This is a genomic window from Corynebacterium argentoratense, assembly GCF_021491455.1.
GTDB classification, from domain to species: domain Bacteria; phylum Actinomycetota; class Actinomycetes; order Mycobacteriales; family Mycobacteriaceae; genus Corynebacterium; species Corynebacterium argentoratense_A.
Window position 1 is genome coordinate 131,716 of record NZ_JAKETN010000003.1, and the last position, 21,612, is coordinate 153,327.

General features: G+C 59.9%; 25 protein-coding genes and 1 pseudogene. 23 read left to right on the forward strand and 3 right to left on the reverse strand.

The features are described from left to right. Position 1 precedes the first annotated feature (1 nt). The 12 genes from rplC to L1C91_RS05025 all read left to right on the forward strand — a co-directional run bounded on the left by rplC (position 2) and on the right by L1C91_RS05025 (position 7,698). A complete protein-coding gene (gene rplC, locus L1C91_RS04970) occupies positions 2 to 658 on the forward strand; it encodes a 50S ribosomal protein L3 (RefSeq protein ID WP_234858299.1) in 657 nt (218 codons plus the stop codon). Continuing rightward, positions 655 to 1,305: a 50S ribosomal protein L4 gene (rplD, locus tag L1C91_RS04975; RefSeq protein ID WP_234858300.1), complete on the forward strand. Its 651-nt coding sequence runs from the start codon at positions 655 to 657 to the stop codon at positions 1,303 to 1,305. The genes rplC and rplD overlap by 4 nt, the downstream gene beginning before the upstream one ends. Beyond that, complete coding sequence (gene rplW, locus L1C91_RS04980) at positions 1,305 to 1,610, forward strand: 50S ribosomal protein L23 (RefSeq protein ID WP_020975570.1); 306 nt, start codon at positions 1,305 to 1,307, stop codon at positions 1,608 to 1,610. The genes rplD and rplW overlap by 1 nt, the downstream gene beginning before the upstream one ends. A 27-nt stretch (positions 1,611 to 1,637) precedes the next feature. After that, positions 1,638 to 2,480: a 50S ribosomal protein L2 gene (rplB, locus tag L1C91_RS04985; protein ID WP_234652624.1), complete on the forward strand. Its 843-nt coding sequence runs from the start codon at positions 1,638 to 1,640 to the stop codon at positions 2,478 to 2,480. A 13-nt stretch (positions 2,481 to 2,493) separates the two neighbouring features. After that, positions 2,494 to 2,772, forward strand: a complete 279-nt coding sequence (gene rpsS / locus L1C91_RS04990; RefSeq protein ID WP_013241207.1) for a 30S ribosomal protein S19 — start codon at positions 2,494 to 2,496, stop codon at positions 2,770 to 2,772. A 3-nt stretch (positions 2,773 to 2,775) separates the two neighbouring features. Then, the gene (rplV, locus tag L1C91_RS04995) at positions 2,776 to 3,138 is read left to right on the forward strand and encodes a 50S ribosomal protein L22 (protein WP_020975572.1); all 363 of its coding nucleotides are present in this window, start codon (positions 2,776 to 2,778) and stop codon (positions 3,136 to 3,138) included. Continuing rightward, positions 3,138 to 3,884: a 30S ribosomal protein S3 gene (gene rpsC / locus L1C91_RS05000; RefSeq protein ID WP_020975573.1), complete on the forward strand. Its 747-nt coding sequence runs from the start codon at positions 3,138 to 3,140 to the stop codon at positions 3,882 to 3,884. Before rplV ends, rpsC begins: the two co-directional genes overlap by 1 nt. Positions 3,885 to 3,886: 2 nt before the next feature. Beyond that, complete coding sequence (rplP, locus tag L1C91_RS05005) at positions 3,887 to 4,303, forward strand: 50S ribosomal protein L16 (RefSeq protein WP_234858301.1); 417 nt, start codon at positions 3,887 to 3,889, stop codon at positions 4,301 to 4,303. Further along, complete coding sequence (rpmC, locus tag L1C91_RS05010; protein WP_020975575.1) at positions 4,303 to 4,533, forward strand: 50S ribosomal protein L29; 231 nt, start codon at positions 4,303 to 4,305, stop codon at positions 4,531 to 4,533. The genes rplP and rpmC overlap by 1 nt, the downstream gene beginning before the upstream one ends. A 2-nt stretch (positions 4,534 to 4,535) precedes the next feature. After that, positions 4,536 to 4,814: a 30S ribosomal protein S17 gene (gene rpsQ, locus L1C91_RS05015; protein ID WP_234858302.1), complete on the forward strand. Its 279-nt coding sequence runs from the start codon at positions 4,536 to 4,538 to the stop codon at positions 4,812 to 4,814. Between the two features lie 368 nt (positions 4,815 to 5,182). Beyond that, on the forward strand, positions 5,183 to 5,647 hold the full coding sequence (locus L1C91_RS05020; RefSeq protein ID WP_234858303.1) for a MerR family transcriptional regulator: 465 nt from the start codon (positions 5,183 to 5,185) through the stop codon (positions 5,645 to 5,647). 341 nt (positions 5,648 to 5,988) lie between these two features. Next, the gene (locus tag L1C91_RS05025; RefSeq protein ID WP_234858304.1) at positions 5,989 to 7,698 is read left to right on the forward strand and encodes a siderophore-interacting protein; all 1,710 of its coding nucleotides are present in this window, start codon (positions 5,989 to 5,991) and stop codon (positions 7,696 to 7,698) included. Positions 7,699 to 7,701: 3 nt separating this feature from the next. On the opposite strand, the gene fabG is transcribed toward L1C91_RS05025, so the two are convergent. Further along, on the reverse strand, positions 7,702 to 8,427 hold the full coding sequence (gene fabG / locus L1C91_RS05030; protein ID WP_234858305.1) for a 3-oxoacyl-ACP reductase FabG: 726 nt from the start codon (positions 8,425 to 8,427) through the stop codon (positions 7,702 to 7,704). 157 nt (positions 8,428 to 8,584) lie between these two features. Here fabG and L1C91_RS05035 point away from each other — a divergent pair, with 157 nt between their 5' ends. The 4 genes from L1C91_RS05035 to L1C91_RS05050 are packed head-to-tail and all read left to right on the forward strand — an operon-like array spanning position 8,585 to position 13,857. Beyond that, entirely contained in the window at positions 8,585 to 10,018 is a 1,434-nt protein-coding gene (locus L1C91_RS05035; protein ID WP_234858306.1) for an aminobutyraldehyde dehydrogenase, read from the forward strand. Positions 10,019 to 10,054: 36 nt separating this feature from the next. Further along, positions 10,055 to 11,422 carry a flavin monoamine oxidase family protein gene (locus tag L1C91_RS05040; RefSeq protein WP_234858307.1) on the forward strand — a complete coding sequence of 456 codons (1,368 nt, stop codon included), beginning with the start codon at positions 10,055 to 10,057 and terminating at the stop codon, positions 11,420 to 11,422. Between the two features lie 3 nt (positions 11,423 to 11,425). Then, complete coding sequence (locus tag L1C91_RS05045; protein WP_234858308.1) at positions 11,426 to 12,328, forward strand: universal stress protein; 903 nt, start codon at positions 11,426 to 11,428, stop codon at positions 12,326 to 12,328. Continuing rightward, positions 12,325 to 13,857, forward strand: a complete 1,533-nt coding sequence (locus tag L1C91_RS05050) for an APC family permease (protein ID WP_328219585.1) — start codon at positions 12,325 to 12,327, stop codon at positions 13,855 to 13,857. The genes L1C91_RS05045 and L1C91_RS05050 overlap by 4 nt, the downstream gene beginning before the upstream one ends. Before the next feature lie 75 nt (positions 13,858 to 13,932). Here L1C91_RS05050 and L1C91_RS05055 read toward each other — a convergent pair whose 3' ends face one another. Continuing rightward, entirely contained in the window at positions 13,933 to 15,393 is a 1,461-nt protein-coding gene (locus tag L1C91_RS05055) for an amino acid permease (protein WP_234858309.1), read from the reverse strand. A 378-nt stretch (positions 15,394 to 15,771) separates the two neighbouring features. On the opposite strand from L1C91_RS05055, the pseudogene L1C91_RS05060 reads away from it, so the two are divergent. Beyond that, a pseudogene (locus L1C91_RS05060) lies at positions 15,772 to 16,069 on the forward strand (inorganic phosphate transporter); the annotation flags it as partial. 5 nt (positions 16,070 to 16,074) lie between these two features. Here the strand turns inward: L1C91_RS05060 and L1C91_RS05065 are convergent. Further along, positions 16,075 to 16,269: a YgaP family membrane protein gene (locus L1C91_RS05065; RefSeq protein WP_234858310.1), complete on the reverse strand. Its 195-nt coding sequence runs from the start codon at positions 16,267 to 16,269 to the stop codon at positions 16,075 to 16,077. A 253-nt stretch (positions 16,270 to 16,522) separates the two neighbouring features. On the opposite strand from L1C91_RS05065, the gene rplN reads away from it, so the two are divergent. From rplN to L1C91_RS05095, 6 genes are all read left to right on the forward strand, one after another. After that, complete coding sequence (gene rplN, locus L1C91_RS05070; protein ID WP_020975587.1) at positions 16,523 to 16,891, forward strand: 50S ribosomal protein L14; 369 nt, start codon at positions 16,523 to 16,525, stop codon at positions 16,889 to 16,891. After that, entirely contained in the window at positions 16,891 to 17,205 is a 315-nt protein-coding gene (gene rplX / locus L1C91_RS05075) for a 50S ribosomal protein L24 (RefSeq protein WP_020975588.1), read from the forward strand. The genes rplN and rplX overlap by 1 nt, the downstream gene beginning before the upstream one ends. 2 nt (positions 17,206 to 17,207) lie before the next feature. After that, positions 17,208 to 17,771 carry a 50S ribosomal protein L5 gene (rplE, locus tag L1C91_RS05080; RefSeq protein ID WP_020975589.1) on the forward strand — a complete coding sequence of 188 codons (564 nt, stop codon included), beginning with the start codon at positions 17,208 to 17,210 and terminating at the stop codon, positions 17,769 to 17,771. A gap of 118 nt (positions 17,772 to 17,889) precedes the next feature. Further along, a complete protein-coding gene (locus L1C91_RS05085) occupies positions 17,890 to 19,578 on the forward strand; it encodes an HlyD family efflux transporter periplasmic adaptor subunit (protein WP_234858311.1) in 1,689 nt (562 codons plus the stop codon). Next, a complete protein-coding gene (locus L1C91_RS05090; protein ID WP_234858312.1) occupies positions 19,571 to 20,281 on the forward strand; it encodes an ABC transporter ATP-binding protein in 711 nt (236 codons plus the stop codon). The genes L1C91_RS05085 and L1C91_RS05090 overlap by 8 nt, the downstream gene beginning before the upstream one ends. After that, entirely contained in the window at positions 20,278 to 21,576 is a 1,299-nt protein-coding gene (locus L1C91_RS05095; protein ID WP_234858313.1) for an ABC transporter permease, read from the forward strand. The genes L1C91_RS05090 and L1C91_RS05095 overlap by 4 nt, the downstream gene beginning before the upstream one ends. Positions 21,577 to 21,612: the final 36 nt, after the last annotated feature.

Consider the following 21,612-nt stretch of genomic DNA (forward strand, 5'->3'; position numbering starts at 1 on the left):
AATGAGTGAAACTGAGATCAAGGGAATTCTGGGCACCAAGCTCGGCATGACCCAGATCTTCGACGAGGACAACCGGGTTATCCCCGTCACCGTCGTCGGAGCTGGTCCGTGCGTAGTCACCCAGATTCGTACCATTGACAACGATGGCTACAACGCCATCCAAATCGCCTACGGTGAAATTGATCCCCGTAAGGTCAAGAAGCCTCAGGCAGGCCACTTCAACAAAGCTGGCGTTACCCCCCGCCGCCACGTTACCGAGATTCGCATGGACGATGTCTCTGGCTACGAGGTTGGACAGGACATCACCGTCGACATCTTCGAAGGCGTATCCTTCGTTGACGTCACCGGTACCTCCAAGGGTAAGGGCTACGCTGGCGCCATGAAGCGCCACGGCTTCGCGGGCCAGGGCGCATCCCACGGTAACCAGGCCGCACACCGCCGCGTCGGCGGCATCGGCGCCTGCGCTACCCCGGGTCGTGTCTTTAAGGGCACCCGCATGGCAGGCCGCATGGGTAATGAGCGCGTCACCACCCAGAACCTCAAGGTTCAGAAGGTTGACGCCGACGCTAACCTGCTGCTCATCAAGGGTGCAATCCCCGGTGTTCGCGGCGGCGTCGTAACCGTCAAGACCGCAGTGAAGGGCGGTGCACACGCATGAGCAATCTGAAGTTGGACGTCCACACCGCTGACGGTAAAACCAACGGCCAGGTCGAGCTGCCTGCAGAGATCTTCGACCGCGAAGCATCTGTTGCACTGATGCACCAGGTCGTCAATGCCCAGCTCGCCGCAAAGCGCCAGGGCACCCACGCCACCAAGACCCGTTCTATGGTCTCCGGTGGTGGCAAGAAGCCGTTCCGCCAGAAGGGTACCGGTCGCGCCCGCCAGGGTTCGATCCGCGCACCGCACTTCACCGGTGGTGGCATCTCCCACGGCCCTCAGCCGCGTGACTACACCCAGCGCACCCCGAAGAAGATGAAGGCAGCCGCACTGTTCGGTGCACTGACCGACCGCGTTCGCCACGACCGTATTCACGTCGTTGAAGAACTCGTCACCGGCCAGACCCCGTCCACCAAGGCAGCCCGCGCATTCATCGAGCGCCTGACCGAGCGCAAGAACGTACTGTTTGTTGTCGGCCGTGAAGACGTAGTCTCCATCAAGTCCGCTAACAACCTCCCCGGCGTTCACATCCTGCACCAGGATCAGCTGAACACCTACGACGTCCTCAACTCTGACGACGTTGTGTTCTCCGTGGAGGCACTCAACAGCTTCGTTAACCGCGTTGTCGGCGCTGGAGAGGAAAAGTAATGGCCACCATCGCAGATCCCCGCGACATCATTCTCGCACCGGTAGTGTCCGAGAAGGCATACGGTCTCATGGAGCAGCAGCAGTACACCTTCTTTGTTGCACCTGAGGCAAACAAGACCCAGATCAAGATCGCTATTGAGCAGATCTTCGGTGTCAAGGTCGAATCCGTCAACACCATCAACCGCGAGGGCAAGCGCAAGCGCACCCGCACCGGTTTTGGTAAGCGCAAGAACACGAAGCGTGCGATCGTCACCCTCCGTGAAGGCAGCGACGCAATCGACATCTTCGGCGGCTCCGCCGCTTAAGGCGCCGATTGAAAGGTAAGGACAACTATGGCTATTCGTAAGTACAAGCCGACAACCCCGGGTCGCCGCCAGAGCTCCGTTTCCGAATTCGAGGAGATCACTCGCTCGACTCCGGAAAAGAGCCTGCTGCGCCCGCTGCACAAGACCGGCGGCCGCAACGTACACGGCCACATCACCACCCGTCACAAGGGTGGCGGCCACAAGCGCCGTTACCGTCTGATCGACTTCCGTCGTAACGACAAAGACGGCATCACCGCTAAGGTCGCTCACATCGAGTACGACCCGAACCGTACCGCTAACATCGCCCTCCTGCACTACGCAGATGGCGAAAAGCGCTACATCATCGCCCCCAAGGGTCTCAAGCAGGGCACCATCGTTGAGTCCGGCCCCAACGCCGACATCAAGCCCGGCAACAACCTCCCGCTGCGCAACATCCCGGCCGGTGCCACCGTGCACTGCGTCGAGCTGAAGCCCGGCGGCGGCGCCAAGATGGCTCGCTCCGCAGGTACCTCCATCCAGCTGCTCGGTAAGGAAGGCCGTTACGCAATCCTGCGTATGCCCTCCTCCGAAATCCGCCGCGTCGACATCCGTTGCCGCGCAACTGTTGGTGAGGTCGGCAACGCTGACCAGATCAACATCCGCTGGGGTAAGGCCGGCCGTATGCGCTGGAAGGGCGTTCGCCCGACCGTCCGTGGTGTCGTTATGAACCCGGTCGACCACCCACACGGTGGTGGTGAAGGTAAGACCTCCGGTGGTCGCCACCCGGTTTCCCCGTGGGGCAAGCCCGAGGGTCGTACCCGCAAGCCCAACCGCCCGAGCGACAAGCTGATCATGCGTCGTCGTCGCAGCAACAAAAACAAGAAGCGCTAAGAGGAGGTAGACAATGCCACGTAGCCTAAAGAAAGGCCCGTTCGTAGACGAGCACCTCCTCGCTAAGGTTGATGCACAAAACGAAAAGGGCACCAAGCAGGTCATCAAGACCTGGTCCCGCCGCTCCACCATTCTCCCCGATTTCATCGGCCACACCTTCGCCGTCCACGACGGTCGCAAGCACGTGCCCGTGTTCGTGGATGATTCCATGGTCGGCCACAAGCTGGGCGAGTTCGCCCCGACCAAGACCTTCAAGGGTCACATCAAGGACGACAAGAAGGGACGTCGATAAGCGATGAGTGAAGCAATCACGTCCGCACGCGCCACCGCGCGTTTCGTCCGCGTTACCCCGATGAAGGCACGCCGCGTCATCGACCTCGTTCGCGGCAAGTCCGTATCCGAGGCAATGGCTATCCTGAAGTACGCCCCCCAGGCTGCTTCCGAGCCGGTCGCCAAGGTAGTTGCATCCGCAGCCGCCAACGCCGAGAACAACTTCGGTCTGGACCCGCGCACCCTGGTCATCTCCGAGGCATACGCCGACGAGGGCCCCACGATGCGTCGTTTCCGCCCGCGCGCACAGGGTCGTGCATTCCACGTCCGTAAGCGCACCAGCCACATCACCGTGGTTGTCGAGAGCCAGAAGGGAAGTGCTCAGTAGTGGGCCAGAAAATCCACCCCCACGGCCTCCGGCTGGGCATTACTTCCGATTGGAAGTCCCACTGGTACGCCGATAAGTCCTACGCCGATTACCTCGCCGAAGACATCAAGATCCGCGAATTCCTGTCCAAGAACCTGGATCGCGCTGGTGTCGCCGACGTTGTTATCGAGCGCACCCGTGACCGCGTCCGCGTCGACATCCACACCGCCCGCCCGGGCATCGTGATCGGCCGTCGTGGTTCCGAGGCTGACCGCATCCGCGGCGAGCTCGAAAAGCTCACCGGCAAGCAGGTTGCCCTCAACATCCTCGAAGTCAAGAACATTGACGCCAACGCTCAGCTGGTGGCACAGTCCATCGCAGAGCAGCTGACCAACCGCGTGGCATTCCGCCGCGCAATGCGTAAGGCCATCCAGTCCGCGATGCGCCAGCCGCAGGTCAAGGGCATCAAGGTCGTGTGCTCGGGTCGTCTCGGCGGTGCCGAGATGTCCCGCACCGAGCGCTACCACGAGGGCCGCGTGCCGCTGCACACCCTCCGCGCCGAGATCGACTACGGCACCTACGAAGCACACACCACTTTCGGCCGCATTGGCGTCAAGGTGTGGATCTACAAGGGTGACGTCGTCGGCGGCAAGCGCGAAAGCGACCTCTACGCACCCGACGCACGTCGTGGCCGCGGTGACCGTCGCGAGCGTCCGCGCCGCGGTGGCCAGCGTCGTCAGCGTGCAGAGCAGAAGCAGGAGGGCTAAGAATGCTTATCCCCAAGCGCGTTAAGTACCGTCGCCAGCACCGTCCCACCCGTACCGGTGTGTCCAAGGGCGGTAACCGCATCACCCACGGTGACTACGGCATCCAGGCTCTCGAGCCGACCTACATCACCAACCGTCAGATCGAATCCGCTCGTATTGCCATCAACCGCCACGTCAAGCGTGGTGGCAAGGTGTGGATCAACATCTTCCCGGACCGCCCCCTGACCCAGAAGCCGCTCGGCGTGCGTATGGGTTCCGGTAAGGGCCCCGTCGAGAAGTGGGTCGCCAACGTCAAGCCTGGTCGCATCCTCTTCGAGATGAGCTACCCGAACGAAGAAGTTGCCCTCGAGGCACTTCGTCGCGCAGCTCAGAAGCTGCCCTGCAAGGTCCGTATCGTTAAGAAGGAGGACCAGTTCTAATGGCTACCGGTACCCCCGCATTTGAGCTCCGCGAGCTCTCCGAAGAAGAACTGGTCACCCGCCTGAAGGACTGCAAGGAAGAACTGTTCAACCTTCGCTTCCAGATGGCAACCGGCCAGTTGACCAACAACCGTCGCCTGCGCACGGTCAAGCGCGACATCGCCCGCATCTACACCGTTATTCGCGAGCGTGAGCTGGGCCTGTCCGTTGTTCCGGGAGCTGAGGCTTAAACATGAGTGAGGCAAACGTGAACAAGAAGGAAAAGGGCGCACGTAAGGTCCGCACCGGCTACGTCGTTTCCACCAAGATGCAGAAGACCTGCGTCGTTGAACTGGAAGACCGTAAGCGCCACGGCCTGTACGGCAAGACCATCCGCACCAACTCCAAGGTGAAGGTCCACGACGAGAACGAGATCGCCGGCGTCGGCGACCTCGTCCGCATCGAAGAGACCCGCCCGCTGTCCAAGGACAAGCACTTCCGTCTCGTCGAAATCGTCGAGAAGGCACGCTAAACCCTAAAGCGGCAAACCCAAAATGACCGGCCCCACCCTGCGGTGGAGGCCGGTTTTTTCATGCCCACACTTAATGTGCGGCATCTGTGCACCGAAATGGGCAAATTGTTGTTCGCGTGGAGCACGACCTGGGCCAATGCCCACCCAGATGCAGAATTTGCCGATTTCGGTGCACGCAAAGTCGGCGTTGTTCGCCTCCCGTATATGCAGTTGCCTTCTTTTAGGGGCGGTTTGGGTCGAATGCCATGGCGGATCCTTTCACGTGTACACCGCATCGACATATTTAAACGACGTGTACACTTTTCGTGATTTCTTCGACACGTCATCGGCACATGGGGCGGACATGTACGCGGCGTCATCACGTTATCGTGAAAACCGGACTTGACCTTGACGCTACGTCAACGCAGAAAGTGGAAACTGTGAGCGAATATTCCATCAGTGAAGCAGCCGCCAAACTTGGCGTCACCACGCGGACGCTGCGGTATTGGGACAGCATCGGCCTGCTCAGCCCGCAGTGGCGCACGTATAGCGACTACCGCATCTACACGGAAGCCGACATCCGCCGGGCGCTGAAGGTCCTTGTCTACCGCAGCGCCGGGGTGCCGCTGGCCAGCATCAAGGACATACTTGATGACGCCGCGATGGCCCCTCATGTACTGAAACAGCAGCGACAAAAACTGCTGAAAGAAGCAGCTCACCTGCAGCGGATGGTCCGCGCAGTAGACGAGCGTTTTTCTGCCAGTTATCGCGGGGCTGCGCCCTATTTGCTGCGTCTGATCGAAGGCGAGGCGGAAAAGGCCGGGCTCGACCTCGAGGAGATCAGCTGGGGCTAGGCGCCGCGTCGGAGAGTACAAAAAATCGGCAGATTTGCAGATTTCACTCAAGCGACCTGGGCTTATGAGGCCGGGTGGGGCAAATCTGCTGATTTTTTGTATTCTGTGCAGCTCCAACGCCTGCGCGAGGCCTGTGCACTGGGCGTAGGCGATTGACGCGCCCGCAGCCTATCGTTGCCACGGTAAAGTCCTGGCGGGATCGTCGTCAATGCGTGCGTGCTCCCTGCAAAACCAGATCAAACTTTAGTTTGTTTAGGCTTCATCTATACTGGTGTTGCTTTTATCAACTGCGTGTACCCCACGACCGTTTTCGCCCGCACCGATCTACAGGACTTCACCACATGTCTCGAAACAGCCGCTATCGTGAAATTTACCCAATTACCCTCCGTGACGTGGAGGTTGTGCGGGTGGAGGACGTTACCCCGAATTTGCGCCGCATTACCCTCGGTGGTGAGGAGCTGCGGGCGGGCACGCGCCGTGGTGTGGATAGCCCGGAGTTTGTCAGCACTGGTTTCGATGATGACGTGCGCATTATCTTCCCGCATCCCACTACTGGCGAGCGGCCTTTTCCGCGGCCGTTGGGTAATGGGAATCTGGAGTGGACGGAGGAGATCAAGAACCTCTTCCGTGCCTACACTGTGCGTAAGTATGACGCCGCGTCGGGCGAGGTTGTCATTGATTTCGCGCGGCATGGCGCGGGGTTGGCGGAGGATTTTTGTCAGCGTGTGACGGTGGGGGACCGGGTGTATATCGCTGGGCCGAAGATGTGCGGTGAGCTTCCGGCGCATGCGGATTGGTTGTTGTTGTGTGGGGATCACACTGCGTTGCCGGCGATTGCGCGTTGTTTGGAGGAGTTGCCTGCAGGTCAGAAGGTCACAGCGGTCATTGAGGTTGCCGACCGTGCGGATGTGCTGGATATTGAGACCCGTGCTGATGCTGATGTGCATTGGGTGGTGGCGGCAGAGGGTGGGCGTTTTAGCCAGGTTGTGCAGCGTTTATTTGATTGTGCGCCCGCCGGTGAGGGCTATGTGTGGGCGGCGGGGGAGGCCGGCCAGCTGAAGGCCGTGCGCGCGTTGGCTAAGCGCCTCGATGTGCCGCGTGAAAACGTGGAGTTTACGGGCTATTGGCGCCAGCAGGATGTTGTCCTCGGCGACGATGGTGTACCAATTAATTCTCGTTTGGCGGCGTTCGAGCAGTTGCACGACATGCTGGAGGTCGGCCCGGCGTACGCTGTGCGCGCCGCGCATGCTGCTGGGGTGTTGAGTGACTTGTTTGAGGCTGATGCTCCCGTTGCCCCAGCGCAGGTGGGGCGTTTGGATCCGGCGGTTACGGTGCGCCTTCTGCGCTATTTGGAGGCCATTGGTTTGGTGGAGCAGCCGGAGGTCGGGCTGTTTCGCTTGTCACGCATGGGCGTGGATCTTGCAGATCCAGAGGGCTTGGGTGCCCGATTGTTGACGCCGCGTGCGTTGGCGTGGGCGCATATCGACCAGGCAATGGAGGGTAACTCGCTTGGGCGTGCGGCGCGGTTGGAGGATCCGGCGGCTGGTTGGACTGCCCCGGCGGTCGCGTCTGCCTTGGTGCGGTTGTATGACTGTGTGATTGCCGTGGATGGCCCCGGTTGCTCGATCTACGCGGATGAGCTTGTGCGTAAAGGTGCTCCACAGGTGGTTATGCCCGAAGGGGCCGGGGTGGAGGATGTGCATCCGGCGCGCCGGGCGCAGGTCTCAGTGGGGGAGGGTGCTGCAGGCGAAGACGCGGGTGTGGTGCTGTTGATTGATCCTTGCATTGCCAGCTCGGATGAGCAGTTGGTGCAGCGTTTGCGGGGGCTTCGTGTGGATCGCTGCGCGATCGTCACGGAGTTGTTGCCGGAGGCAGGCGCTGATGAGCACGCTGTTGAAGAAGACCTGCTGAGGTTGATTGAATGCGGCGGTAGTGTTCCGACGCAGCGTGGCCTAGCGCGCGTGGTTGCTGATGCGGGGTGGCGTGTGGAGTCATCCACCCCGGTCGGCTGGGGAAAGACCTTGCTGCAGTTGGAACGCCCAGGGCCTTAAGTGTCAGAAGTCCTGGGATTCGGGCAGGATCTGGCCGCCGTCGATGACGATTCCCTGGCCGGTGATGTAGCGGGCGCCGTCGCTGGCGAGGAATGCGACCGCCTCACCGATGTCCTCAGGGGTGCCCAGGAATCCGAGGGGTACGGACGACGTCATTGCGTCTAGATAGTCTTTGCCCATGGCTTCAAGACCTGGTGTGAGCACGTTGCCCGGCAGTACGGCGTTGACGGTGATCCCCTTGGATGCCAGTTCGATGGCTGCGCTGCGAACGAAGCCCATCTGTGCTGCTTTGGTGGCTCCATAGTGTGACCATTGCGGGTAGCCGGTGTAATTGCCGGTGATGGAAGAGGTCACGATGACGCGGCCGGAGCCGGAGGCTTCCAGCAAGGGTGCGGCTGCTTGGACCATGTGGATGGTGCCTTTGACATTGACGTCGAAGATGAGGTCGATGTCTTCGTCTGTCATGTCGGCGATTGTGGCTTGGGGGTAGATGCCTGCGTTGCTCGCCAGGATGTCAAGCGTGTCGAGGGAGTCGATAAGTTTCTGGCAGGCGTCGCGGTCGCGGACGTCTAGAACGTGGGCGGGGAATTCGGCTGCGTCACATTCTTCTTGGGTGAGCCCGGTTACGATGACGTCGGCGCCATGGGCGGCGAGGGTGCACGCGATACCTGCGCCAATTCCTAGGGTTCCGCCGGTTACGAGTGCTGTTTTTCCTTGGAGTGTGGTCATGCCACCAGTGTAGAAGGGCTGCACCCATCCGGGGGTCTTTGTACATGTGGGTGAAAAGCATTGTGCGCAGATCGCCGATGTGGCGGTGTGATGCTGTTGTGCGTGGCGTCAATAATGAAGGCTGAACTTACGTGATCCCCACAACAAGGAGGCCCTCATGGCGTCTGGCACACAAACGCTGAAGAACTACATCAATAACGAATACGTTGCTGCCCAGGGCGAAGGAACCCTCGAGCTCCAGAGCCCTGTCACCGAAGAGATCATCGCGATCTCCCCGATTTCCAACGAGGCAGATGTCAATGCGGCGGTCGCCGCAGCCAAGGGAGCATTCAAGACATGGCGCCGCACCACCCCCTCCGAGCGCCAAGCCTGCTTGCTGAAGCTCGCTGACGCACTCGAAGAGCACGGCCGTGAGATCGCAGAGATCCAGTCCCGCGAGACCGGCCAGCTGATCGCCATGGTCGAATCCGAAGAATGCGGTGTTGGCGCTGATCAGCTGCGTTTCTTCGCCGGTGCGGCTCGTGTCCTCAACGGCCTGTCCCAGGGTGAGTACATGGAGGGCCACACCTCCTCCATCCGCCGCGAGCCCATCGGCGTGATCGGCCAGGTCACCCCGTGGAACTACCCGCTGATGATGGCCATCTGGAAGCTCGGCCCCGCACTGGCCGCTGGCAACACGGTCGTGATCAAGCCTTCCGACACCACCCCCAGCTCCACCCTGAAGTTCGTCGAGCTTATCGGCGAGATCTTCCCCAAGGGCGTCGTCAATGTTGTCCTGGGCGATGCGTCCACTGGTGCGACGTTGGTTGCACATCCTGACGTCGCGATGGTTGCGATCACCGGTTCCGTTCCGGCTGGTCGTGCGGTCGGCAAGTCTGCTGGCGAAAACTTGAAGCGCTCCCACCTGGAACTGGGCGGTAAGGCACCCGTGGTTGTGTTTGAAGACGCTGACCTGCAGGCTGCTGCCGAGGGTATTGCTGCGGCGGGCTTCTTCAATGGTGGCCAGGACTGCACCGCAGCTACTCGCGTGCTCGTGCAGGATTCTGTGCAGGAGGAGTTCACCAAGCTGCTCGTGGCAGAAGCCGAGAAGCTGCGCCCAGGCGCACCGGATGACGAGGATGCCTTCTACGGCGCGCTGAACAACGCCCGTCACTTCGCGAAGGTCACCGAAATCCTCGAAAACCTCCCTGATTACGCGACGATCGCCACCGGTGGCAAGCGCGTTGGCGACAAGGGCTTCTTCCTTACCCCGACCATCATCACTGGTCTGAAGCAGTCCGACCGCCCCATCCAGGAGGAATCCTTCGGCCCGATCCTGACTGTGCAGCCTTTCGCTGATGCAGATCAGGCCCTCGAGTACTCCAACGATGTTTCTTACGGCTTGGCCTCCAGCGTGTGGACAAACAACCACAAGATTGCGGAGCGCTTCAGCCGCGAGCTCGAGTTCGGCTGCGTCTGGATCAACTGCCACATCCCGCTGGTTGGCGAGATGCCGCACGGTGGCTTCAAGGACTCCGGCTACGGCAAGGACCTGTCGATGTTCGGCTTCGAAGAGTACACCCGCATCAAGCACGTCATGAGCGCCCACTAAGCCACACCCCCACCAAACAGTTTGAAGGAGAAAAACATGTCTGTTGAACGCACTGTAGATGTCGCCATTATTGGTGCTGGCCCGTGTGGCTTGTCCGCCGCCCGCAAGTTGAAGGCCGCTGGTAAGTCCATCGTGGTCGTTGAGGCCCGAGACCGCGTCGGTGGCCGTACCCGCTCCGACGTCATGGATGGTGCTTGGTACGAGATCGGTGGCCAGTGGGTCTCCCCGGACCAGACCGAGCTGATTGCCCTGATCAAGGAACTGGGCCTGGAGACCTTCCAGCGCTACCGCGAGGGCGACTCCATCTACCTCGGCATGGACGGAGAGGTGAAGCGCTACACCGGCGAGATCTTCCCCTGCGCGCCCGAGACGCAGGCCGAGATGGAGCGACTCATCGAGGTCATGGACGGCATTGTCGCGGAGCTCGACCCGGCCGCACCGTGGGAGCACCCCCGCGCTAAGGAATGGGATTCCATCAGCTTTAAGCAGTGGCTGAAGGAGCAGAGCGACGACGAAGAGGCCCGCAAGAACATTGGCCTGTTCATCGCCGGCGGCATGCTCACTAAGCCCGATCACGCATTCTCCGCGCTGCAGGCCTTCCACATGGCCGCATCTGCTGGCAGCTTCACCAACCTGGTGGACGAGGACTTCATCCTGGACGCCCGCGTCGTCGGCGGCATGCAATCGGTATCGCTGAAGATGGCTGAGGAAATCGGCGAAGACAACATCATCCTGTCCTCCCCGGTCCGCACCCTCGAGTACACCGACGAAGGTGTCACTGTTCACGCGGATAATGACGTCGTGGTGCGCGCGCAGTACTGCATCCTTGCGGTTCCGCCGAACCTCTACAACCGCATTTCTTACGTGCCGGAGCTGCCCCGCACCCAGCACATCATGCACCAGCACCAGTCCATGGGCCTGGTGATCAAGGTCCACGCAACCTACGCCACCCCCTTCTGGCGCGACAAGGGCCTGTCCGGCACCTGCTTCTCCTCCAACCACCTGGTTCAGGAGATTTACGACAACACCAACCATGGTGACGAGCGCGGCACCCTCGTCGGCTTCGTTGTCGATGAGAAGGCTGAGGAAATGTTCGCCCTGCCGGAGGGGGAGCGCAAGCGCACCATCCTTGAGGCTATGGCCAAGATGCTGGGCGAGGAGACCCTCAACCCCGAGTCCTTCTACCTGTCCGACTGGGGTGCAGAAGAGTGGACTCGCGGCGCCTACGCGTGCTCCTACGACTTGGGTGGCCTGGCTCGTTGGGGCAAGTACAACACCGTCCCGGTCGGCCCGATCCACTTCGCATGCTCCGACATTGCGGGCGAAGGCTACCAGCACGTTGACGGTGCGGTGCGCATGGGCCACAAGGTCTCCGGCGAGCTCATTGAGCGTCTGGGAGGATAGGCCATGAGGTGCATCGTCGGCTACGAGGCAACCCCCCAGGGGCTTGATTCCCTCAACCTTGGTATCGAGATGGCCAAGACCTTCGGCTACGACCTAGAGATCGTGCTGGTGTTGCGCCGGCACGACGTCTTCAGTGCCGAATACCCCCCGACCGGTGGGGTGGCGGACATCCTCGTCAGCCAAGCTTTCAAGTGGTTGGAAGGCGCACTTGCTCGCGTACCGGAGGGTATTAACGCGCGTGGTCATGTCTTCTCTGGCAGCAGCACGGCCGATGGTTTGCTGCGTGCCCGCGAGGAGCTAGGCGCCCGCATCATCGTGGTTGGCGGTGCGTCGTCTTCGCCGCTCAAGCGGCACAAGCTGGGCACGGTTGCGCACGACCTGTTGTTCGGTTGCCCAGTGCCGGTTGCTTTGGCCCCTCGCGGTTACGCCCCGCACCCGGTCACCCGCATCAACTGTGCTGTGGGTACCCGCCCCGGTTCCGGTTCTCTGGTCAGCGAAGGCCTGCTTGTCGCCGGGGCTGCGGAGCTTCCCCTGCGCCTAGTGGCACTGGTTGGCGAAGAGGACAACGGGGATGCCCTGGCCCGCACCCAGAGCGTGCTGGATGAGGCTCGCGCCGGGCTTAATGACGTCGCGGAGGCTGCTGCCGCAAGCGACATGGATGCCGCAGAAGCGCGACGTCAACAAGTAGAAGTCGACATTGCAATCGGCAAGTCGACCGACGTCAACCATGCAATTGAAAATGTCGGTTGGGACGACGGAGATATTTTGTTCGTTGGTTCCTCCCGCATTGAGCAGAAGTCCAGTGTGTTTGCGGGCAGCGTCGCGATGCGTATCTTGCGCTTCCTGACGGTGCCGCTTGTGGTGGTTCCGCGTGGATACGATGCACGAAAGAGGTGGCTGAAGTGAGTGATGTAGAAATTGCAAGCAAAGGCCTCTCCGAAGGCAAAGTGGGGATGTTCTCCGCGGCGATCATCGGCATCAGCTGTATCGCCCCGGCCTACACCCTGTCCGGTGCGCTCGGCCCGACCGCCAGTGCGGTAGGCGACCACCTGCCGGCGATCCTGCTGGTGGGTTTCGTGCCGATGCTTCTTGTGGCTATCGGGTACAAGGAGCTCAACGCGTCGATGCCGGACTCCGGCACAACCTTTACATGGGCTACGCGCGCGTTCGGCCCGGTGCTCGGTTGGCTCGGTGGTTGGGGCTTGCTCGCGGCGACCATTCTGGTGCTGTCGAACTTGGCAGGTATCGCGGTGGACTTCTTCTACCTGATGCTGTCGCAGATTATGCACAAGCCAGAAATCGCGGAGCTTACGCGCAATGTGCCGATTAACGTCGCCACCTGTTTTGTGTTCGTGGTGATCGCCGCACTGATTTCCTACCGCGGGTTGGACACCACCAAGTCCGTGCAGTACGCCCTAGTGGGCTTCCAATTCGCTGTGCTCATTCTGTTCAGCTGCATGGCCTTGTGGAAGGCCCACAATGGCCAAGCGTGGGATGCAATGGAGTTCAGCTGGGAATGGTTCAACCCCCTGGGCGTCGGTAGCTTCTCGGCTTTCGCCGCGGGTGTCGCCCTGTCGGTGTTCATCTATTGGGGTTGGGACGTTGTCCTCACCATGAGTGAGGAAACCGAAGGTTCCAGCTCCACCCCTGGCAAGGCTGCCACGCTGACCATTTTGATCATTGTGGTGCTCTACCAGTTGATTGCTGTCGCAACACTGAGTTACGCCGGTGTGGGCGACGGGCAGTATGGCCTGGGCAATCAGGCTATTCAGGAAAACATCTTCGGTGAGCTCGCCACCCCGATCATGGGTGGCCTTGCGATCCTGATGTCCCTTGCAGTCCTGGGGTCGTCCGCGGCGTCATTGCAGTCCACCTTCATTGGTCCTGCACGCACCATGCTGGCGATGGGCTTCTATGGGGCCCTGCCGAAGAAGTTCGCCAACATTTCGCCGAAGTTCCAGACCCCTGGTTTCGCGACCTTCGTGGCTGCGGTGGTGGCCTTCGCGTTCTATGCGGTGATGCGTGTGATCAGTGAGGCAGTCCTGTGGGACACCATTACCGCACTGGGCATGATGGTGTGCTTCTACTACGGCATGACTGCTTTCGCCTGCGTGTGGTACTTCCGTAAAGAATGGTTCTCCAGCGTTGGGAGCTTCTTCGCGAAGTTCCTCTCCCCGCTGGTTGGTGGAGCGTTGCTGCTGACCTTCTTCTTTCAGACGTCGTATGACGCGATGGACCCAAGCTATGGTTCCGGTTCCGAGATTTTCGGAGTGGGCCTGGTGTTCATGCTCGGCGTGACGCTGTTCGCTTTGGGTACTATTTCCATGGCGTTGACGTGGTGGAAGAACCCAGCCTTCTTCCGCGGGCAAACCCTAACCCGTGGTCTGCCCAGCGACAAGATGATTACCGTCGATGAGGTTCTTAAACTCGACTAAGAGCACAAAAATAAACAGTGGGTGCCCCTGAGAACATCAGGGGCACCCACTGTTTTTGTGTGGAGTGCTGTGTTTTTACAGGCGGCTGAGGTCGGCTTCCATCGGATCGACCTTGGGGGCCTTGGTAACAAGCCTGTGCCCCCACCACAGTGCGAGGAACAAGGGCAAACCGACGTAAGCCGAGATGAGCGTTCCGAGGTCGATGTTGCCGGTGTAGACCTCTAGGTTTTGGCCGGCAACAACAAAGGCGCACATCAACAGGGCAACGATCGGGCCGAGGGGGAAGAACACGGCTTTAAACGGCAGCTCGTCGACGCTGTGTCCTTGCGCCAGGAATGCGCGGCGGAACTTGTAGTGGCACCATGCGATGCCCATCCAGGTGATAAAACCGGCGAGACCGGAGGCGTTGACCAGCCAGGTGTAGGCGGCGCCGTCGCCGATGAGGGAAGAGATAAAGCACAGCGCGCCGATCGCGGTGGTGGCGATGAGTGCCGGGATGGGGACGCCGCGGGAGTTCAGCTTGGCGAAAAGCTTAGGCGCCTGGCCGCTTTCCGCCAGTGCGTAGAGCATGCGGGTCGACGCGTACAGGCCGGAGTTACCCGCAGACAGAATGGATGTCAGGATGACAGCATTCATGATGGCTGCGGCTGCGAGCACACCAGCGTTGTCGAACACGAGGGTGAAGGGGGCCACGGCGATGTTGTCTTCCGCCGAGTCCAGCAGTCGGGGGTCGGTGAAGGGGATAAGGAAGCCGATGACGGCGATGGCGCCGATGTAGAACAACAAGATGCGGAAGAAGACCGTGCGGATGGCCTTGGGGACATTGCGGTCGGGATCCTCTGCTTCACCTGCGGCGACGGCGACGAGCTCGGTACCTTGGAAGGAAAAGCCCGCGATCATGAAGACGCCAAGGATGCCCGCGCCGCCATTGACGAAGGGGGCAGATTGCTCACCGTTGGACAGGGTCCAGTTGCTGAAGCCGGGGGAGGGGCCGCCGAGGATGCCGAAGATCATCAGGACGCCAAGGACAAGGAAGAAAATAACGACCGCGACTTTGATGAGGGCAAACCAAAATTCGCCTTCGCCGTAGGCGCGGGCGGACAGGGCATTGAGTCCGAAGAGGATGGCGAGGAAGATCGCGGACCATATCCAACCGGGGGTGTTGGGCGCCCAGTACTTCATGACCAGCGCGGCGGCCGCGAGTTCGGCGGCGACTGTAATCGCCCAGTTGTACCAGTAATTCCAGCCGATGGCGAAGCCGAAGCTGGGGGAGACGAAGCGTCGGGCGTATTCCCCGAAGCTGCCGGCCAACGGAATGTAGGTGGCCATTTCGCCGAGGGATTGCATCAGCAGGAAGACCATGAACCCGATGAGGCCGTAGGCAAGTAGTGCTCCGCCGGGGCCTGCGTTGGCGACGGTGGCGCCGGAGGCGACGAAGAGGCCCGTGCCGATGGAACCGCCGATGGCGATCATATACATGTGCCGGGCTTTGAGGGAGCGGCGTAGCTGCTGCGCCTCAGTGTGTGAAGAGCTCATTATGCACCTTAAATCTTCTTAAATTTAGTGACTTGCTTAGTTAACCCTGCAGCTGTGCTTTTGCGCAACCCAAAAATCATTGAACGTGCACCTCAATGCCCCCGTGCGTTCATCGTCTGTTCACCTTGGGCTTCGACAATAGCCGGTGGGCCGTGACCTTTCCCGGCCCTCTTGTTCGAGCACGTTGGTTTGAATAGACACAGAAAGACACAATCGATGACTTCCGTACAACGGGGAAACGACTGGCCGTGGCAGCTTGCGTTTGGTGCGCTGCTTGCGGTCACTGTGGTGACTTTTGGTCTGTGGGCGACCGGCTATGTGGGGCAATCAGCCCACTACGCGATGTTGGCCGTGACGATTATTTTTGGCTTGTTCATGGCCTTCAATATTGGAGGAAATGACGTCGCGAACTTCTTCGCCGCAATCCTGGATGTGCTGAGCACTGGAGAAATCAACGCGAAAGCAGCGGTTCCTGGCGAGCTCATGTTTGCCGCTGGGCCTGCCGGTGTCGTCCACACACATCCTGATCGGCACGATCTTGGGCGTGGGAATCGTCAACAAAGCCGCCAACTGGTCACTGGTGAAGCCCATCGCATTGGCGTGGGTGATCACAGTGCCGGCGGCGGCCTTGGTTGGTTCGGTGGGCGTACTAGCCCTCCAAGCGGTATTTGGCTAAAGCGGCTAGCGCTTGCAGGTGTTGATGCCGAACAGTGTGTAGAGGGGGCAGAAGCCAGCAACGGCGGTCACTGCCATGATCGCTGCAACAACCCACAGGACGATGGACAGTACGCCGGAGGTCAGCACAGCGCCGATTGCGGCGGCGACGGCGACTACTCCACGGACGATGCGGTCGATGTTGTTCTCGTTTTTAGTCATGACCCCAATTTAATTGACATATCTCTAAAAGGGCTAGTTGAGGGCACCGTCTTCGCCCCCGAATGTTTACTCCATCACTATCGGCTGCTGAGGGCGGTAGAGAAGTTGAATCAATCCCCGGCTATGTGCTTAAATTTTCGGGTTGCTTGTAGTTGCGCGCTTTTCCGGGCGTGAACAAGCTCAACGACAAACATAGACCGCGCGCGTCAGTTCGGAAATCTGCCGCGCATGACACCAGGTCAGGAGACCCATAGTGATTCAGCAAGAATCGCGTCTGCGGGTTGCCGATAACACCGGTGCACGAGAAATCCTGTGCATCCGCGTCCTCGGCGGCTCCACCCGACGCTTCGCTGGTATCGGTGACGTCATCGTCGCCACCGTGAAGGAAGCCACCCCCGGCGGCAACGTCAAGGCTGGCGAAATCGTGAAGGCCGTTATCGTCCGCGCCACCAAGGAAACCCGTCGTCCCGACGGCTCCTACATCCGCTTCGACGAGAACGCAGCCGTCATCATCAAGAACGACAACGAGCCCAAGGGCACCCGCATCTTCGGCCCCGTTGCTCGTGAGCTTCGCGACAAGAAGTTCATGAAGATCGTTTCCCTGGCACCGGAGGTAATCTAATGAAGATCCACAAGGGCGACAACGTCCTCGTCATCTCCGGCCCCGATAAGGGCGTCAAGGGCAAGGTCATCCAGGCTTTTCCGAAGACCGAGAAGGTCCTCGTCGAAGGCGTTAACCGCATCAAGAAGCACGTTGCTAACTCCGCACCCGAGCGTGGCGCAGAGTCCGGTGGCATCGTTACCCAGGAAGCTCCCATTCACGTCTCTAACGTGATGGTTCTTGACTCCGACGGCAACCCCACCCGCGTTGGCTACCGCGTAGATGAGAACGGCAAGCGCGTTCGCATCTCCCGCAAGAACGGGAAGGATATCTAATCATGAGCGAGAACTACACTCCGCGTCTGAAGGCACGCTACCGTGCTGATATCCGCACCAAGCTCGGCGAAGAGTTCGGCTACGACAACGTCATGCAGATCCCCGGCGTCACCAAGGTTGTCGTCAACATGGGTGTCGGCGAGGCTGCTCGTGACTCCAAGCTGATCAACGGCGCACTCGAAGACCTCACCCTGATCACCGGTCAGAAGCCTGAGCTCCGTCGCGCTAAGAAGTCCATCGCTAACTTCAAGCTCCGCGAAGGCATGCCGATCGGCGCACGCGTCACCCTGCGTGGCGACCGCATGTGGGAATTCCTTGACCGTCTTCTGACTGTCGCTCTTCCCCGTATTCGTGACTTCCGCGGTCTGTCCGACCAGCAGTTCGATGGCCACGGTAACTACACCTTCGGCCTGACCGAGCAGACCATGTTCTACGAAATCGACGTTGACAAGATCGACCGCCCCCGCGGTATGGACATCACCGTCGTCACCACTGCCACCAATGATGATGAAGGCCGCGCGCTTCTCCGCGAGCTGGGCTTCCCCTTCAAGAAGGCAAACTCTTAAGTTTTAAATACTTGAGTTTCAAAAAACCCGCTTCGGCGGGTTTTTTGCATTCCGGGGGAGGTTGGGTGGAGTGGTCTATACTGGGCCGCAGCCACACTGCCAATTAGGGGAGACTTTCGTGAGTGAAGAGTATGCAACCGAATCCGGTTCGAGCAGCAAAAAGGTCATCGCAATTATCGCGACGGTGGTGCTATTACTGCTTGGGGCGACGGGCGCTGCAGCATATTTCATGATCAACAAGTCCAACAGCAAGGCGGATGCTCCGAAGGTCTTGACCGTCACCACGCAGGATATCGAAAACACCATCCCGGTTAGCGGCACAATTGACGCCGCGAAATCCGTAAAGGTCTACACGAAGATCACCGGCCCGGTCCAGCAGGTCAATGTTGAAGCCGGACAGCGCGTCAACGAAGGCCAACTGCTCGCGGTGCTGGACGTTAGCCAACAGGAACGTGAACTTCGCACCCAAAAGGCGCAGGAAGCCAACGCGCTAATTGAGGCGATGACGGCCGTCGAAAATGCCCAAGAGGACTACAACGACTACGCCCAATTGCTGGATCAGGGGATGTCGCCTGAACTCACGAGCGCACAGGCAGCCGCGCGCAGCGCCGACAATGCTTATGACGTTGCTCAGCGTGAATTCGATCTGGTGCGTAGCCGCACGGATGCTGGCCGCAACCCCGACCTCGTTGCCCGCGAGCAAGCCATCGAGTCCGCCCGCTCCGGATTGTTTAGTGCTTCCCTTGGCCTGGCCCGTACTGGCGTGAACCTCTCCAACAACGCCCCGATCGGCGAGACCCCCGACCAGTCGATCTCTGATGAGGCAGCCCAGGCAGCCAACGGCATCATCGGCGCACTCGACCAAGTCAATAGCTGGAATGACGCCCAGCGCGCACTCAACGAGCAGCAGCAGGCCTATAATGACGCCCTCGCCCGGGTGAACCTGGACCTTTACAAGCAGCAGAAAGCTGTCGCGGAAGCCTTCGAGGTGAAACGCGAAGCCAACACCAACCTTGAGGTCGCACGCTTCAACGTCAACAAGACCCTTAAAGACAAGCAGCGCGCCCTCAACCAAGCTGAGCGCCAAGCTAACGCCACGCGCACCATTCAAGGCAACGGAACCGAAGCCCTCGAGCTCGACATCAACGACAAGGATGTCTACGCACCCTTCAGCGGTCTCGTGACCACCGTCGAGGCAGAGCAGGGCAAGCCTGCCGCGGGTGCGCTGCTCACCGTGGTCGACGACTCCAAGCTACTGATCCGCGCGGTCCTCAAAGAAGCGGACATCCCGAAGATCAAGCCCGGGCAGGAAGTCACCTTTACCACCCCCGCCACCGGCTACGAGCGCTACACCGGCAAGGTCAAGAGCGTCTCCAGCGTCGCCCAAGCAGCCGTTCAAACCACAGGCGACAACCACACGCCGGTCGCTCAACCCAACCCTGGTGACTCCAAACCGGACTTCCCCGTCGTCATCGAAGTCACCGGCAAAAAGGACGGCCTGCTAATCGGCGGAAACGCCAAGATGCAGATCGTGGCGCAGAAGGAAACCGGAGTCATCTCCGTTCCCCGCGACGTCATTTTTGATGGAGACGAAAAAGAGCAGCGCTCCGTCCTGGTTGCCGTCCCTAAGGGCGAGGGCAGCGACGAATACACCATCGAAAAGCGCGACGTGAAGGTTTCCAAGAAGATGGATTTTGACGTCGTTATTTCCTCAGGTCTGAAGGACGGCGACAAGGTCCTCACTGATCCCGGTAGCTACCGCGACAAAGTAGGCGAGACCGTCACCCTCAAGGAAGACCATGAATAACGACGTCGACCTGCTGCTAGCGCTGCGCGGGGTGACGAAAAAATTCAACCCGGGAACCCCGAGCGAACTGACGGTGATCCCCGGGCTCGATATGGATGTCGCGCGCGGAGAATTCGTGTCCGTCGTGGGTGCCTCCGGTTGCGGAAAGTCAACACTGATGAACATCATCGGCCTGTTGGACAAGCCAACCACCGGCGGATACTGGTTTAACGGCGTCAACATGCTGGAACTGCACGACAATGAGCTTGCCCATTACCGCAGTGAAAACATTGGATTCGTCTTCCAGAACTTCAGCCTGATCGGCCGCATCAGCGCACAAAAGAATGTCGAGCTGCCCATGATGTACGCAGGCATGGGGCGTAAAGAACGCGCCGACCGTGCCCGCGAACTGCTTGACATGGTCGGCATGGGTAACAGGCTTGGACACCAGCCCAACCAATTGTCGGGTGGGCAGAAGCAGCGCGTTGCCATCGCCCGGGCGCTCGCCAACAACCCAGACTTGTTACTGGCGGACGAGCCCACCGGTGCACTCGACTCCTCCACCGGCCGTCTGGTGATGGACCTGTTCCACGATCTCAACCAGACGCACGGTAAAACCATCGTCTTCATTACCCACAACCCCGAACTCGCGGCCGAAACCGAACGAGTCATCACGATGATCGACGGTCGCGTCGACAACGCCACACTCCTGGGGGCGCAATGAAACTCGGCGAAGCATTTTTGATGGCCCTCGGCAGCCTGAAACGCAACGGGCTGCGATCCTTGCTGACGCTCCTCGGCGTCATTATCGGTATTGCGGCAGTGATCACCATCCTCACCCTGGGTGCTGCGGCAAGCCAGAAAATGATTAACTCCATCAACAGCATTGGCGGCAGTGACTTCCAAGTGACTGTGGAGGCGCGGCCCAAAGAAGGCCAGGGCAATAACGAGGGTAACCCGAACACTAACTTCTACATGGATTCGGCCACTATTCCCGATAGCAGCCGCATCACGCCCGAGATGGTGGACAAGCTGCGGCTGCGTTTCGGCGATGACCTCTACGGCGTCACCGTCGCTGGATTCGGTGGTCTCAGTGGCCAGGCGGTCGATCCCAACGCATTTGATGCATTGTCGGCCGACCCGATCGACCTGTCGGTGACAGGCGTTGGTCCCGATTACTTCAAGATGAACGACAAGCATGTCGAATTTGGTCGCGAAATCACGCAGGAAGACATCGACGCAGAGGCGAACGTCACCGTCATCTCTCATGAGGTTTTCACGAAGATGTATGACAGCGACCCGCAGCGTGCACTGGGCTCCAGCATTCAATTCGATGGCCCCTTCGGCACCGAATTGTTCACCGTTGTTGGCGTGACCGCGGGCTCGTCCGGCGGCATGTTCAGCTTCGACTTCGACGAGCTTTTCGCCCCTTACACGGTGGTGAATAAGTACAAAAATGAGGCCAACGCTTGGCCCTACATTGGTGTTCGCCCAGCACCGGGTGTCGATTCGGAGGAATTTGGCAAGAAGCTGCAGCGCTTCTTCGATGCCATGTATGAGGATGACGCCGCGGCGCAGGTAAAGGTTCGCGACAGCAAATCGGAACTGCAAACGTTGCAGAAAATCCTGACCATGATCAGCGTGGTGATTTCTTCCATTGCAGGTATCTCACTGTTGGTGGGCGGCATTGGCATCATGAACATCATGCTCGTGACAGTTACCGAGCGCACGAGCGAGATCGGTATCCGCAAGGCCGTTGGTGCAACCACCCGCGACATTCGTGTCCAATTTGTGGTCGAAGCCATGATTATCTGCCTCATGGGTGGGATCATCGGCATCATCATCGGCACGGTGTTTGGTGTTGGCGGCGCGATGGTGATGAAGGAGTTCGTCCTGCCACCCGTGTGGGGCATTATCGCATCCTTGTTGATTTCGCTGCTCATTGGTGTGTTCTTTGGCTTCTATCCGGCAAACAAAGCCGCCAAGCTCAACCCCATCGATGCGCTGCGCCACGAGTAGGCCAGCACCTCACAAAGGGGGGTAGAGGCCTTGACC